Source organism: Nocardia sp. CA-129566 (assembly GCF_050956075.1).
In the GTDB taxonomy this organism is placed as follows: domain Bacteria; phylum Actinomycetota; class Actinomycetes; order Mycobacteriales; family Mycobacteriaceae; genus Nocardia.
This window is the reverse complement of the sequence record NZ_CP192085.1, coordinates 7,234,624-7,249,521: the sequence shown is the minus strand read 5'-3', so window position 1 is coordinate 7,249,521 and position 14,898 is coordinate 7,234,624. Positions and strand designations below refer to the sequence as shown.

The window sequence follows — 14,898 nt, the reverse complement described above, 5'->3', positions numbered from 1 at the left end:
CCGGACAGTCGGCGGGCTTGGCCCGCAGTCGGTTTCGCACGCGACGGACATGGTTCGAGCCGAGGAAGCGAGCAGTGGCAGGAAGGCGCGGGTGGGGCGGGAGTCCACCGACCAGCGATGAGGAAGCATCCCGTCGCATAGTCACCGCCGCGGTGGAGTTGATCGGGCGAACCGGTTCGGAGATCAGCATTGCCGACGTCGCGGAGTCGCTCGGTGTCATCCGTCAGACGGTGTACCGATACTTCCCCAGTGCGGACGCGCTGATGCGGGCAGCGGCGATCGCGTCGGTGGATGGTTTTCTGGACCGGCTGACACGGCAGGTGAGCGGCATCGAGGACCCCGTCGAAGCCATGACCGAGGGTGTGGTCTACACCCTTGCCGAGGTACGTCGGACGCCGCACCTGGGCATTCTGCTCTCGAGCACATATTCGAATGTGCACCCCGAAAGCCTTACTTCCGAAGAGGCGCAAACCTTCGGAATGACCATGATCAAACGCTTCGACGTCGACTGGGAGCAGTACGGGTACGACGACGCGTCTCTGCAGGAACTCGTCGAGTACATCCTGCGAACGATGCAGTCGTTCTTCATCGCTCCGGGTAATCCGCCCCGCGGCGACGATGAGCTGCGTCGATATCTACGACGCTGGATGGGGGCCGCGATCATCGCGCAACCGAGGCCGGACGGCCGCCCTGCGGGCTGAGGCGGTTGTCGGCGGAGCCGCAAGACGCTATTCGTGCACGGTCGCGCGAGCGTGCGCCGCTCGGGTAGCTACTGCTGCCAGTGATTGTCGGGTGCGCCGGGAGCGGGCTGCTGGTGCTGGGCGTTGGGTCCGCCCGGGGCGGGCTGCTGCCAATGGTTGTTCGGTGCGCCGGGCGCGAACTGCTGCTGGCTATTGGGAGCGCCAGGAGCGGGCTGTTGCCAGTGGTTGGGTGCGCCGGGGGTGGGCTGCTGGGGCCACTGGGCATTGGGCGCGCCGGGGGCAGGTTGCTGCCAGTGGGGGTTGGGCGTGCTGGGAACGGGCTGCTGCCAGTTGGCGTTGGGTGCGCCGGGGGCGGGCTGCTGGTTCTGGGCGGTGCCCATGGGCTCGCCGTTGGCGCGGGCGAGGAGATCTTGGACCTGAGGTGCGGCGACAGGTGAGGACGCACCGCACCACGTGCATTCCAGAGTGTGCTTGGTGCTGATCGGGAACAGTGGGATGAAGAAGAGCGTGAACTTGGTGACGAGTTTGCGCACCGCGTGTGCGGCGGGATTGCCGCAGCGGCCGCAGACCAAGGTGATCATGGCGAGCGTGTAGATACGCTTCTGCCAGCCCCAGATGAGCATGAGAAACCCCCAAAGATCGAGAACCGGATGTCGGTCACAGTAGTAGATCGGCCAGGTGGCTGCTCTAGTTAACAGATGGCCACCTTTGACGGTCGCCGCATATGGCCAGAATCCTGCGATTAAATCCGGGAAGCGGTATCCGTTAACATCGCTATCCAATTGCTGAAGATTCGGAGGCGACCGCCGGACATCAAGCCGTCTGCGATGCACACACTCGGGACGCGGCTTCGATTCCGTGGCGAGCGTGAATCGTCAAGTACCACACCAGAACCGCGGCCACGGCCACGAGCGCGCCGACGCACCCGGCCAGGGCGATCCACCCGCCCCTCGCGTAGGCGATGCCAGCGGCGCTGCCGATGACCGCGCTACCGAGGTAGTAGGTGAACAGGTACAGCGATGATGCGGCACCACGGTTACCGGGCGCCATCGAGCCGACCCAGGCGCTGGCCACCGCGTGAGCGCCGAAAAACCCTGCGGTACACAGCGATATCCCCACAATGACAGCGATCAGCTGGTCCGGGATGGTGACGAGAACGCCGACGCCCATCAGCGCGACCGATGCCGCGAGCACCCGGTGCTTGCCGATGCGATCGGCCATGCGTCCGGCGGCGGCCGAGGCGAACGTGCCGGCCAGATATAACAGGAACACCGACCCCGCAACGGCGGCGGGCAATTCGAAGGGCGGCCGGGCCAGCCGGTAGCCGAGGAAGTTGTAGATCGAGACGAAGCCGCCCATCAGTACGAACGCCAGCGCGAACAGTGCGAGCAGTCCGCGGTGGCGCACCGACGTGCCGAGATCGCCGAGCACGGTACGCATTCCGGCGGGTCGGGCGACGAATCCGCGCGAGGGCGGCAATCCGCGCACGAACCAGATCGTGCAGATGGCCGCCGCGATCGCGATCGCGGCCTGGGCCACACGCCAGGACGTCAGCTCGAGGGCGAAGGCCGGAATCAACCGCCCGGCCAGCCCGCCGATCGAGGTGCCCGCGACGTATACCCCCATCGCGGCGCCCAATCCGGCGCTGCCGACCTCCTCGGCGAGGTAGGCCATCGCGACGGCGGGTACTCCGGCCAGCGCCACTCCCTGTACGGCCCGGCCCACGAGCAAGACGTCCAGCGACGGGCTCAGCGGCAGCAGCAAACCGACCACCGCCGCGAGCACCGCGGATGCCGTCATGACGCGCGTGCGTCCGAACCGCGAGGACAGTGCGCCCGCCGGGATGATCGCCAATGCCAGAAGTCCGGTGGTCAAGGAGACCGCCAATGCCGCGTGCGCCGGATCGACGCCGAAGGCCGCCGACAGGCTGGGCAGCAATGCCTGCGCGCTGTACATCGAGGCGAAGGTGGTCAGGCCCGCGGCGAACAGCGCGGTGGTGATCCGACGTTCGTGCGATGTGCTCGAAACACTGGTCGAGTGGGTATCCGTGCTGGTCATGGCACCTCCTGCGTCCAGGATCGGCAGCCGGATTCAAGAAAGGAAATGAATAGTAATCTGGTATCTAATGCCTCAGACGCATAAGGAGAGGTCCGATCGTGCTGGGTGACGACCTGCTGTGGTTCACGACACTCGCCGAACTGGAGCGCGTCGGCGCGGCCGCCGACCGGCTGCACATCGCCCAGCCGACGCTCTCACGCATGCTGGCCCGCCTGGAACGCCGCCTCGGCGTCGAACTGTTCGACCGCCACGGAAAGCGCATCGAACTCAATGACTTCGGTCGCATCTACTACGAGCACGCCCGCCGCGCACAGTCCGAACTCGACGCCGCCGCCCAGGCCGTTGCCGACCTCACCGATCCTGCGAAAGGTGTTGTCCGCCTGTCATTTCTGCACTCGTTCGGCCGCTGGCTGGTGCCGCAGCTGATCGGTGGCTTCCGGCGCGGCTCGGCCCGCATCTCGTTCACCCTCTGGCAGGGTGCGTTCGACGCGGTGATCGATCAGATACTCGACGGCACAGCGGATTTGGCGATCGTGTCGCCCCGGCCGTCGGCCGCCGGATTGGGCTGGCACAAACTGCTGGACCAGCCGCTGGTGCTCGCCGTCCCCGCCGAACACCGGCTGGCCGCGCGTCGGCATATCCGGATCGCCGATCTCGCCGATGCGGAATTCATCACGATGCCAACGGGTTTCGGGATGCGCCGGATACTCGAGGAATTGTGCGCGGCCGCGAATATCCGTCCGCGCATCGCCTTCGAGTCGACCGATCTGGTCACGGTCGCGGGCCTGGTCGCGGCCGGGCTCGGCGTCGCGGTGCTGCCGCTGGAGGATCCGACTCCGGCCGCGGGCGCACTATCGGGTCTGGTGACCGTACCGCTCGCCGATACGGGAGCCGTACGCGATGTCGGGCTGATCTGGTCGGCGACCGTCCCGCCATCGGACGCCGTGCGTCGATTTCGTGACTTCACCGAGGATTGGGCCCGGCGGCGCGGGGGAATCCAGATGCCACGGCGATAGCGAGCGATCGGCAGGCAATCGCCGGCGCCGAACGGCTGGCCGTTTCGAGCGATCTGCGCGCGGTCGTGTCGGGCGGGGTAGCCGTTTATTCACTGCGTGTTGTCAGTGGGGCGCGTTAAACTTTCATCAACGACGCAGCAATTCGAGACCGGAAAGCAGGCTATAACCACTTTTGAGAACACAAGGCGAGATCGGCGACCCAACTACACCCGCGGCAGGCATGAGTTCACCCACCTCGGCTTCCATCCCCGGTGGAGCAGATAACGGCTCGGGCCCCGCAGCACGCACCGTGCGTTCCAGCATCGAACTCGCTCCCGAATCTGTGTTCCCGTTCCTTGGTTCGGCCGACCAGAACCTGCGTGAGCTCGAGCAGCTGCTGGATGCGGATATCCACGTCCGCGGCAATTCCGTCACACTCACCGGCAAGGCGGCCGACGTCGCCTTGGCCGAGCGGGTGATCGAACAGCTCGTCGCGCTGACCGGTCGCAATCGAGTGGTGACTCCGGAGGCGGTGCGCCACACCGTATCGATGCTCACCGAGGGTTCCTCGGAATCCCCGGCCGAGGTGCTGAGCCTGGACATCCTGTCCCGGCGCGGCAAGACCATTCGGCCCAAGACGCTCAACCAGAAGCGCTATGTCGATGCGATCGACGCCAACACCATCGTGTTCGGCATCGGCCCCGCCGGTACCGGCAAGACGTATCTGGCCATGGCCAAGGCCGTGCAGGCGTTGCAGACCAAGCAGGTCAACCGGATCATCCTCACCCGTCCCGCGGTCGAGGCGGGCGAGCGGCTCGGCTTCCTGCCCGGCACGCTCAACGAGAAGATCGACCCGTACCTGCGCCCGCTCTACGACGCACTGCACGACATGATGGATCCGGAAGCCATTCCGAAGTTGATGGCGGCCGGTGTCATCGAGGTCGCGCCGCTGGCGTATATGCGCGGTCGCACGCTGAACGATTCGTTCATCATTCTCGACGAGGCGCAGAACACCACGGCCGAGCAGATGAAGATGTTCCTCACCCGGCTCGGATTCGGTTCGAAGATCGTGGTGACCGGTGACGTCACCCAGGTCGACCTGCCCAATGGCGCGCGTTCGGGTCTGCGGGCCGCCAGCGAGATCCTCAACGGTATCGAAGATATCCATTTCGCCCAGCTGACCAGCAGTGATGTGGTTCGGCACCGGTTGGTCTCCGACATTGTCGATGCCTATGAGCGGGCCGAAGCCGAGCGGGTCACCCAGGTCGGGCCGCACTATCCGGGCAATCGCGCCCAGCGCCGCGCCGCGAGCCGGGGAGATCGGCGCTGACGTCGGCTTATAGGCTGATGCGGTGAGCATCGAGATCGCCAACGAATCGGGTATCGACGTACCCGAAGAAGACCTGGTCAGTGTCGCGCGATTCGTCATCGGTCGGATGGACGTACACCCCGCGGCCGAGCTGTCGATGGTGCTCGTCGATCTCGACACCATGGCCGATCTGCATATGCGCTGGATGGACCTGCCCGGCCCGACTGATGTGATGTCGTTCCCGATGGACGAACTGGAGCCGGGCGGTCGCCCCGACAGCGCCGAACCGGGTCCGTCCATGCTCGGCGATATCGTGCTGTGCCCGGAGTTCGCCGGGGCCCAGGCCCGCAAGGCCGGCCATTCGCTCGATCACGAACTCGCGCTGCTCACCGTGCACGGCGTGCTGCACCTCCTCGGTTACGACCATGCCGAGCCCGAGGAGGAGAAGGAGATGTTCGCGCTGCAGGCCCGGCTGCTCGAGGAGTGGTACGAGAGCCTGCGCGAGGCGCAATTGCGGGCCGAATTGGCCGAACGCGATGCCAGGCTGCTGGGGAAGGCGGGCTTCACCACACCGGGTGAGGCGCTGGGCCCCGCGTGAATTCGCTGACCCTCATCCTGCTGGCGGTGCTGCTCGTCCCGGTGGGCGGGGTATTCGCAGGTGTCGATTCGGCGCTGAACACCATCTCACCGGCACGGCTCGACGATATGGTCCGGGCCGAACGGCCGGGTGCGGTGCGGCTGAGCAGAATCGTGGCCGACCGGCCGCGGTATGTGAATCTGCTTGTGCTGCTTCGTATTCTGTGCGAGATCAGCGCGACGGTGCTGTTGGCGGCCGCGCTGATCCCGCTCTGGGACGACGATTGGGCGCTGCTGTTCACCGCCGTCGTCATGGTGCTGGTGGATTATGTGGTGATCGGGGTGGGTCCGCGCACGCTCGGCCGCCAGCACGCCTACTCCATCGCACTGGCCTCGGCGCTGCCGCTGCAGTTCATCGGCACGGTGCTCGGTCCGGTCAGCAGGCTGCTGATCCTGATCGGCAATGCGATCACCCCCGGTAAGGGATTTCGCAACGGCCCCTTCGCATCCGAGATCGAATTGCGCGAAGTGTTCGAGATGGCCAGCGAACGCGGTGTGGTGGCCGATGACGAACGCCGGATGATCCAGTCCGTCTTCGAACTCGGCGACACCCCGGCCCGCGCGGTCATGGTGCCGCGCACCGAGATGGTCTGGATCGAAGCGGATAAGACCGCGGCACAGGCGATGTCGCTCGCGGTGCGCAGTGGGCACTCCCGCATTCCGGTGGTCGGGGAGAACGTCGACGATATTCTCGGCGTGGTGTATCTGAAAGACCTTGTGCCGTATGCGGATAGGAGTCGCAAGGTGCAGGTGCGCGATGCGATGCGCTCGGCCGTGTTCATGCCCGACTCCAAACCGCTGGACAGTCTGCTCGACGAAATGCAGCGCAGGCGAAACCATATGGCGCTGCTGGTCGACGAATACGGCGGCATTGCCGGACTGGTCACCATCGAGGATGTGCTCGAGGAGATCGTCGGTGAGATCGCCGACGAGTACGACACCGACGAGACCCCGCCCATCGAGGATCTCGGCGAGGGCCGCTACCGGGTCTCGGCGCGGCTGTCGGTCGACGATCTGGCCGAGCTGTACGGCCTGGAGATCGAGGAGGAGGACGTCGACACCGTCGGCGGACTGCTCGCTCACGCATTGGGTCGGGTGCCGCTGCCCGGCTCCAAAGCCGTTGCGCACGGCTTGGTACTGCGCGGTGAAGGCGGCGCGGACGCGCGCGGGCGGGTGCGGGTGCACACCGTTGTCGTGCGCAAGGCGCCGGAGAAGTCGCATGCCGAGAAATCCAATGGCAGGCGCAAAAGTAACGGGTCAGAACGGGATATCCCGAACGATCGTGATCAGAACGGAGACAGCGATGACTGAACTGGACGCCGAGGACAACAAGCTACTGGTGCTGGCCAAGGGCGCGCTAGGCCGCACCGATGGCAGTTCGGGCGCGGCCATCCGCGATACCGACGGCCGCACGTACGCCGCCGGTGAGGTTTCTCTGCAGTCGCTGCGGCTGACCGCTCTGCAGGCCGCCGTCGCGGCCGCGATCTCCAGCGGCGCGGAGGGATTCGAGGCGGCCGTGGTCGTCGGGGGCAGGTTGTCGGACGCCGGGGTCTTCGCGGTACGCGAGGTGGCGGCCGAGGCGCGCATCATCTTCACCGACCGTTCGGGCGCGGTCTTCGAGATCGTCGACGATGCCGAGGGCGCGGAGGTACAGGGTGGCTGAGGGCACCACCGAATTCCGTTCCGGCTTCGTCTGTTTCGTCGGCCGCCCAAATACCGGCAAGTCGACGCTGACCAATGCCCTGGTCGGCCAGAAGATCGCGATCACCTCCTCGCGCCCGCAGACCACCCGCCATACCATCCGCGGCATCGTGCACCGTGACCATGCCCAGCTCATCCTGGTCGATACCCCCGGCCTGCACCGCCCGCGCACCCTGCTCGGCCAGCGCCTGAACGACCTGGTCCGCGATACCTATTCCGAAGTCGACGTGATCGCGCTGTGTATTCCGGCCGACGAGAAGATCGGTCCCGGCGATAAGTGGATCCTGCAGCAGATCAAGCAGATGGCACCGAAGACGACGCTGCTCGGTGTGGTCACCAAGATCGATAAGGTGAGCCGCGACCAGGTCGCCGAACAGCTGATGGCGTTGTCGCAGCTGCTCGGTCCGGACCACGATGTGGTGCCGGTCTCCGCGGTCAAGGGGGAACAGGTCGAGGTTCTCGTCGATGTCATCGCCTCGAAAATGCCGGAGGGCCCGGCCTTCTACCCCGATGGCGAGCTCACCGACGAGCCCGAGGAAACCCTCATGGCCGAGCTCATCCGCGAGGCCGCCCTGGAAGGTGTCCGCGATGAACTTCCGCACTCGCTCGCGGTGGTCATCGAAGAGGTGCTGCCGCGCGAAGAGAACGAAGACATGCTCGACGTGCACGGCCTGCTGTATGTCGAACGTCCGTCGCAGAAGGCCATCGTCATCGGCAAGGGCGGTGCCCGCCTCAAGGAGGTCGGCACCAATGCGCGCAAACAGATCGAACACATCCTCGGCGTCCGCATCTACCTGCATCTGCACGTCAAGGTTGCCAAGGATTGGCAGCGCGACCCGAAACAGCTTGGCAAACTTGGGTTCTGACCTCGAAGCCATGGGATGTGATATCCCGGAGCCGCTGCAATAGCCGGTCTGTCGGCGGCAGTCCATGCCGAGAACCCGGAATACCGGGTCAGATTCCTGCGCGAGGCCGAAATCGCCGCGCGGCTGCAGCATCGCAATCCGGTCGCCGTGCGGGATCAATGGTGCGGATGCTGGCCGAGACTCCGGCGGACAGCGGCTGTCAGGGATGCGATGTGTCGCGGTCGACGCGGACAAGCGGCCGATCGATGTGAACCAGGCGGTGGGTACGACGACCCACCTATCGTGCGCCGGCGATCGCAATCCGCTGGAACTGCTTGTCGTGGAACGCAATTCCAATCGAGTGGCGAGCGCGATACAGCCCTATACTAATGCGGCCGTAGCCGGTGATGAGCAATGGGAACGCGCATCGGGCCGCGGCCGGTTGATCTGGCAGGACTTCATCGGGTCGTCCGGCGATCCGGCGGGCGCGCTGCAGTCGAATTCGCCGACGGCGGCCGAAGCTATTGCCGGCTGAGGGTATTCGGCGGTAACTCGGGCCTGGATCTGCTCGACCGGTGCTGGCCGAACGCTCCGATCAAGCGGCGGAAGTTCTTGTACCGTCGAACTACTCATCCACGGGGGAGGTCGTGACGATGCCGGGTTCGAACGATATCGGCAAGCTCCTGGAGTTGTTGCGGACGCTGTATGTGCCGCAGGAGCGGCCGCGAGTGCTGCGGACCCTGGTGCGCGGGCGGCGGAAATTGCCTCGGCCGCTGGTGTGTTTGGTCGGCCCCGCGGCCAACGGTGATCTGTTGACGGAGATCTACCGGTGGCTCGGTGAATCGGGGGGACGTCGCGCGGTGCCGCGTGCTCGGGTCGAATTGCACAATCTGCCACCGGATGCCATTACCCCCGACCCGAATGCGACGGGGCCGGAGGTGGATGCGCACTGCATGCCGATTCTGCAGCGTTTGGTCAATGGATTCTCCACCGATGACACGGCCATGGGCCCGATCTCGTTCCCCCGCTATCGAACCGCGGACTGGCTGACCAGACAGCGGGTCACCAGTGACGAGACCGAAGCCGCGGTCGAGTTGCGGGCTCGGCTGCCGAAGCTGCTGCGGCTCGGTTCGCGCGATTCCGAGTCGATGGGCGGTGAGGTCGGGGATTGGATCACCAGGGTGGTCTTCGCCGTACTCGCGCTCTGGCCGGTGCTGCGGCTGTGGATGTGGGTCAGTGGTCGGGTGCCCGGGTTGTCGAAGGAGACCCGGTGGTTCATGCGCCAGCGGTACATGGCACCCGAATTGTCGGACAGCTTCCTGGGATTCGCGATGCGGCTGACCGCGTCGCTGCGCAATGACGAGAACGAGGACCAGGTCGCCAAGCTGTTGGTGCACGCGTTTCTGGAGGATCTGCGAGACGCCTATCGACAGCGCATCTGGCGCCCGTCGAGCTGGCGTCGGACCGCCTATCCGGTGGCTTTGCTGGACACGGTCGCATTGGGCAGCGCTGGCGCCGAACTGTTGCGCCGGATCAACGATATCCGCAATGAGACCGGGATATTCGATCCACTGGTGGTGGTCGCCGCACTCGACTACGACCCGCGCGATCTGGAACCCGCGCAGCCCGTGCACGAACTCGCCACCATCGGCGATCTGCGCAGTCTCGGCAACCTCGAGAGTCTGGTCGACAGGCCGCGGTCCGGGCCGGAGCCGGATCCGCTACAGCAGTGGCTGCGCGATATCGACAACAGCCGGACCAACCGACTGCCGGATGCCTGGTACCTGCCGCTGGCACTGCCCGACCCGGCGCACGGCCGCATCGACGACCCGAACCGCACGCATCTGGCGGTACCGCCCCCACCGCCGCTGGCCGCGCGCAAATGGTTCGTCGCGATATGCGTGCTGATCCCGGTGGCGGCATTGGCGGCGACGGCGCTGGTATATGTCCCGGCGCTGCGCGGTGCCCCCTGCTCGCACTGGCCGTGGACCTCCGGCATCGCGGTGGCCGAGCGCGGCGGCGAATGCGTCGGCTACAGCGATAATGACCGGCAGGTCTTCGCCGACGACCGGGAATTGTCGGCAATGCAGCGGGAAGTGTTCCGGCAGAACGAGATTGCCACCGATATCCGCCGCGCCAATCCGCGCCGCCCGCTGATCTCGCTGGTCTACTTCGCTGGAATCAGCTACTCCGACAGCAATGTTCGGTATCCGCATGCGCAAGTGCAGGAGTTGGCCGGTTTGGCCGTGCGGCAGCGCCGTGCCATCGGCGCACCCGACGAGTCGGAGCCGCTGCTGCGCATTATCGTCGCCAACGGTGGTTCGAATATGCGCGAGGCATCGTGGGTGGTCGATCATCTGCTGGCCGATATGCTGCGCAAGGACGCCGGGGTGCTCGGTGTGGTCGGGATGGACCGCAGCACCGCGGGGACGGCCAGGGCGATCGGCAAATTGGGCGATCTCGGGGTACCGGTCGTCGCCACGACACTGTCGGCCGACGGGTTGGAGGCGGCGTCGCCGATGTTCTTCCAGTCCGTGCCGAGCAACCGGGTCCAGGCCAGGCTGATCGCGGATTATGTCGAGGGAGCCCGTTATCCAGGCGGTACACCGGCAGCCGGACAACGACGCTACGACCGCGTGCTGGTGTACTACCCGAAGGTCGCCGACGATGTCTACGTCAACACCCTGGTCAGCGACCTGAACGCCGAACTCGACCGACGCGGGGTGCCGCGCGAGAGCCGCAGCTGGGATGTGCAGCAGGAGCTGTACGGCTTTCCGGCGCCGTGCGAGACGCCGGGCTTCGACCGCCGCACCCTGCTGTTCTTCGCCGGGCGCAACGACGACTTCGCGACCTTCGGCAATGCGGTCACCCGGGGTTGCCTGGCCACGGAATCGCCCGCGATCCTGGGCGCCGATACGGTGACCCGCCTGATCGCCGATCCCAAGGCGATGGCAGCGCTACCGGCGAGCCTGACCGTGCGCTATGTGGCCAAGGGGGTGCCCGTCATTCTGGGCGGCACGGAGTGCGTGCGCGGCAACGGTGTGATCGGCATCGAGGCGCCCACCCTCGACTTCCAGGAGCTGTGCGGTGAATTGTTCAGGCTCGTATTGGATCTCGCCGCCTATCCCGATCTGGCGTCCTATCATCCGTCGTGGCCGGGCGACCGCACCGGACTGGCCTACGACGTCGCCGGTGTGATCCTGCAGGCGGTGCGCGTCAATCGCGCCCGGCCCGAGCGTCCTCGCGATGTCAATCGTGCCGCCATCGCGCTGCAACTGCGCGGTACCGACTATCTCGGAGTCACCGGGACGCTGTACTTCTCGCGCGGCCGAGTGGCCGACGACTCCACCATCGGCATCCTCGTCGCCACCGGCCTCGGGAAGTCCGGCCAGCCGCAACAGTGCCTGCTGATGTATCCGCAGGGCGTCGTCAACGGCCGGGGTCCGGACGGGTGCCCGGCGGGCACCAAGAGCGATACCGAGGTCTGGACCCCGCCCGAACGCTGAACTCACCACCAGGGTTCGGGGCGATGACGATCCCAGCGCAGTTCCGATTCCAGTTGTGCCGCAACGGAAACCAGTAGTGGCTCCGAGTTCGCGGTCCCCATCAGCTGTGCGCCGACCGGGAGCCCGGCGTCGGTGAAGCCCGCGGGGACATTGACGGCGGGCCAGCCGAGCACATTCCAGGGCCAGGTGTAGGGGCAGGCCGCGGTGATGAGGTCATTGGTGGCGTTGACGCCGATGCCATCGATCTCCTCGGCGCGCGGCGGGGGAGTCGCGGTGGTCGGCGCGAGCACCAGGTCGTAGTCGCGGAAGAACCCGCCGATTCGCCTGTGCAGCAATGGTTCCGCCTGGCGCGCCGCGAACAGTGCCGGTCCGCTGAGGGCCCGGCCGAACCAGACATTGGCGCTCGTGCGCGGATCCACTTGCGCGCCCGGCATTCTGTCGTAGCTGGCCCGGATGCCGGCCATCGAACGCGGCAGGAAGGATGCACCGATCATGATGCCGTAGTGCAGATCCGCCACGGTCACCGAATGGCCGAGGCGGCGCAGCGTGGCGGCGATGTGCCGGACCGCGACCTCGATCTGCGGATGCAGCGCGGTCTTGGTGGCGGTGAACGGAATTCGCAGCGACAATGCGATGCGCAGTCGCCCCGGGTCACGGCCGACGGCATCGGAGACGGTGATTGGTTCGGGAGTGTGCAGATCGCCCGCATGCGGTCCGGCCGCGGTGTCCAGCAGCAGTGCCGCATCGGCGACGGTGCGCGCCAGCGGTCCGTTCACGGTGAGGCCCTGGAAGGCCTCCGCCTCCGGCCAGGTGGAAATGCGGCCGCGCTGCGGTTTGATGCCGACGAGATTGGTCCACGCGCTCGGAATGCGCACCGAGCCCGCGCCATCGGAACCCAGTGCGGCGGGCACCAATCCGGCCGCGACGGCGGCCGCGGAACCGCCGGACGAACCGCCGGGGGTATGTGCGGCGCCCCAGGGATTGCGGGTGTGCCCGAAGGCGGCGCCGCTGGTGAACGGCAGCTGACCGAGTTCACAGGTATTGGTCTTGCCGACGATCACCGCACCGGCCGCGCGCAGCCGCCGCACCGATTCGGCGTCTTCGGTTTTCGGCGGCAGATCGCCGCCGCAGCCGAATGCCGTTGGCGCACCGGCGATATCGGTATCGTCCTTGATCGCGATCGGCACGCCGAGCAGCGGGAGTCGTGCACCAGCGGCCAAGCGCTCGTCGGCCGCGGCCGCCTCGGCCAGTGCCTGCTCGCGCCGGACGACGCGGAAGGCGTTCAGGGTCGGTTGGCTGGCCTCGATCCGGTCCAGCGCGGCGCCGACCGCGGCCACGGAGCTGATCGTGCCCTGCGCGAGTGCGGCGGCGAGGTCGGCGAGTCCGAGTTCGGTGGTCGCGGCCGGGCGCAGGGTGGGGTCGGACACCATCATGTGAACTCCGTCTTCCTTTGTTCTTTCGTTGCACGGTAGCGCGGAGCTGGTCAACCGTCCACGTCGGCTCGCAAATCTCCACCCCTGGTAGGAGGCCGGACTATGGACATACATACGGTATGTATGTAACAGTGGACGCGTACCGCGAACACATGGAGGAACCATGGGAATCAGTACGTCACTCGGCCGCGCGCACGAGGTGGATCTACCCGGCGGCCGCATCCGATATCACGACACGGGCGAGGGCGCGCCGGTCGTGTTCGTCCACGGGCTGCTCGTCAACTCCGACCTCTGGCGCAACGTCGTGCCCACCATCGCGGCGGCGGGCTATCGCTGCCTCAGTCCGGACTTGCCGCTCGGCTCACACGAAATCCCGGTCCCCGCAGCGGATCTCACACCCACCGGGATCGCCGATCTGATCGCCGACTTCCTGGAGCGCCTGGACCTCACCGACGTCACGGTGGTCGCCAACGACACCGGCGGCGCGATCACCCAGGTGTTGCTGACCCGTCGACCGGAACGCATCGGCCGCGTCGTGTTGAGTTCGTGCGACGCCTACGAGGCATTCTTCCCGCCTGCCTTCGCGGCGCTGCCCGTGCTGGCGCGGGTTCCCGGCTCGCTCCGGCCGCTGACCGAATTGATGCGCATCCGTGCGCTGCACCGTCTGCCGATCGCCTTCGGTTGGGTGACCAAACGCCCGGTCCCACCGGAGATCGCCGACTCCTACCTGCTGCCGAGCCGGAAGTCGGCGGCGATCCGCAAGGATCTGCGCCGGTTCCTGAAGAGCGTGCATCGTCGCTACACGCTCGATGCCGCCACCCGGTTCCCGTCGGTGCGGGTTCCGGTGCTGATCGCCTGGGCGCGCGAGGACAAGATCTTTCCGGTGAAGTTCGCCGAGCGCCTGGCCGCCGAACTGCCGAATGCCACCCTGAAATTCATCGACGACTCCTACACGTTCATCTCCGAAGACCAGCCCGAGTTGCTCTCCGAAACGATCCTGGAGTTCACTCGGCTGCATGCAACGCCGTAGTCAGGAGGATCGCTCCCGCGCCACCCGAGCCGCGCTCGAGCAGGCCGGTCGCCGGTTGTTCGCCGAGCGCGGGTTCGCGGCGACCTCGGCCGAGGAACTCGTCACCGAGGCGGGGGTCACCCGCGGTGCGCTGCACCACCACTACGGCGATAAGCGCGGTCTGTTCCTCGCGGTGCTCGAACAAATCGAGATCGAGAGCACCAAGGAAATCGAAAATGCCATTGGCGCGGTGAATCCCGATGACATTCTTACTTCGATGGCCATCGGCCTCGGTGTCTTCCTGGAGATCTGTCAGCGTCCGGAGATGATTCAAATCACCCTGTACGACGGTCCAGCCGTGCTCGGCTGGCAGGCTTTTCGCGAGTTCGAGGCGCGCCACGGGCTGGGACTGGTCATCGCCGAACTGGAGCGGGCCCGCGATGCGGGGCTGATCGCCGACGCACCGATCCCGGTACTGGCCCAGCTGATCTTCAGCGCGGTCACCGAGGCCGGTCTGATCGTCGCGCACGCCACTGACAAGGAGGCGGCCAGAGCCCAGGCGCAGCAGTCGCTGATGCTGCTCATCGGCGGCATCCTGCGCACCTGACGTGTGATCGCGAGGGATGTCGCATAACTAGTGGTCTCCACGGACAGGTTGCAGAGCCTGTTGCCGAATTGGCGCGGGTTTTGGCCGTGACGCAGATC

The 14,898-nt window shown here is 66.4% G+C and carries 14 protein-coding genes; 11 read left to right on the top strand and 3 right to left on the bottom strand.

Annotated elements, in window-relative coordinates:
- Positions 1-74: 74 nt before the first annotated feature.
- Entirely contained in the window at positions 75-701 is a 627-nt protein-coding gene (locus tag ACQP0C_RS32015) for a TetR/AcrR family transcriptional regulator (RefSeq protein WP_433726030.1), read from the top strand.
- 68 nt (positions 702-769) lie between these two features.
- On the opposite strand, the gene ACQP0C_RS32010 is transcribed toward ACQP0C_RS32015, so the two are convergent.
- Both ACQP0C_RS32010 and ACQP0C_RS32005 read right to left on the bottom strand, forming a co-directional pair.
- Positions 770-1,324, bottom strand: a complete 555-nt coding sequence (locus ACQP0C_RS32010) for a hypothetical protein (RefSeq protein WP_433726028.1) — start codon at positions 1,322-1,324, stop codon at positions 770-772.
- Positions 1,325-1,514: 190 nt separating this feature from the next.
- Complete coding sequence (locus tag ACQP0C_RS32005) at positions 1,515-2,777, bottom strand: MFS transporter (RefSeq protein ID WP_433734717.1); 1,263 nt, start codon at positions 2,775-2,777, stop codon at positions 1,515-1,517.
- Between the two features lie 80 nt (positions 2,778-2,857).
- Between ACQP0C_RS32005 and ACQP0C_RS32000 the strand changes: the two genes are divergently transcribed.
- The 8 genes from ACQP0C_RS32000 (at position 2,858) to ACQP0C_RS31965 (ending at position 11,751) form a co-directional block, all read left to right on the top strand.
- Positions 2,858-3,775 carry a LysR family transcriptional regulator gene (locus ACQP0C_RS32000; RefSeq protein ID WP_433726026.1) on the top strand — a complete coding sequence of 306 codons (918 nt, stop codon included), beginning with the start codon at positions 2,858-2,860 and terminating at the stop codon, positions 3,773-3,775.
- A 220-nt stretch (positions 3,776-3,995) separates the two neighbouring features.
- The gene (locus ACQP0C_RS31995) at positions 3,996-5,084 is read left to right on the top strand and encodes a PhoH family protein (RefSeq protein WP_433726024.1); all 1,089 of its coding nucleotides are present in this window, start codon (positions 3,996-3,998) and stop codon (positions 5,082-5,084) included.
- Between the two features lie 22 nt (positions 5,085-5,106).
- Complete coding sequence (gene ybeY, locus ACQP0C_RS31990) at positions 5,107-5,661, top strand: rRNA maturation RNase YbeY (RefSeq protein ID WP_433726022.1); 555 nt, start codon at positions 5,107-5,109, stop codon at positions 5,659-5,661.
- Positions 5,658-7,010 (top strand): hemolysin family protein, encoded by a 1,353-nt coding sequence (locus ACQP0C_RS31985; protein WP_433726020.1) that lies wholly within the window; start codon positions 5,658-5,660, stop codon positions 7,008-7,010. The genes ybeY and ACQP0C_RS31985 overlap by 4 nt, the downstream gene beginning before the upstream one ends.
- Entirely contained in the window at positions 7,003-7,362 is a 360-nt protein-coding gene (locus tag ACQP0C_RS31980) for a cytidine deaminase (protein WP_433726018.1), read from the top strand. The genes ACQP0C_RS31985 and ACQP0C_RS31980 overlap by 8 nt, the downstream gene beginning before the upstream one ends.
- Complete coding sequence (gene era / locus ACQP0C_RS31975) at positions 7,355-8,266, top strand: GTPase Era (protein WP_433726016.1); 912 nt, start codon at positions 7,355-7,357, stop codon at positions 8,264-8,266. The genes ACQP0C_RS31980 and era overlap by 8 nt, the downstream gene beginning before the upstream one ends.
- A 205-nt stretch (positions 8,267-8,471) precedes the next feature.
- Entirely contained in the window at positions 8,472-8,780 is a 309-nt protein-coding gene (locus tag ACQP0C_RS31970) for a hypothetical protein (RefSeq protein ID WP_433726014.1), read from the top strand.
- Between the two features lie 118 nt (positions 8,781-8,898).
- A complete protein-coding gene (locus ACQP0C_RS31965) occupies positions 8,899-11,751 on the top strand; it encodes an ABC transporter substrate-binding protein (RefSeq protein ID WP_433726012.1) in 2,853 nt (950 codons plus the stop codon).
- A gap of 2 nt (positions 11,752-11,753) precedes the next feature.
- Here the strand turns inward: ACQP0C_RS31965 and ACQP0C_RS31960 are convergent, their stop codons facing one another.
- Positions 11,754-13,184, bottom strand: a complete 1,431-nt coding sequence (locus tag ACQP0C_RS31960; RefSeq protein WP_433726010.1) for an amidase — start codon at positions 13,182-13,184, stop codon at positions 11,754-11,756.
- Between the two features lie 163 nt (positions 13,185-13,347).
- Between ACQP0C_RS31960 and ACQP0C_RS31955 the strand changes: the two genes are divergently transcribed.
- Together ACQP0C_RS31955 and ACQP0C_RS31950 are read left to right on the top strand one after the other, a co-directional pair.
- Positions 13,348-14,214, top strand: coding sequence for an alpha/beta fold hydrolase (locus ACQP0C_RS31955; RefSeq protein WP_433726008.1), 867 nt, complete (start codon positions 13,348-13,350; stop codon positions 14,212-14,214).
- Positions 14,201-14,800: a TetR/AcrR family transcriptional regulator gene (locus tag ACQP0C_RS31950; RefSeq protein WP_433726006.1), complete on the top strand. Its 600-nt coding sequence runs from the start codon at positions 14,201-14,203 to the stop codon at positions 14,798-14,800. The genes ACQP0C_RS31955 and ACQP0C_RS31950 overlap by 14 nt, the downstream gene beginning before the upstream one ends.
- The last annotated feature ends 98 nt before the right edge of the window (positions 14,801-14,898 follow it).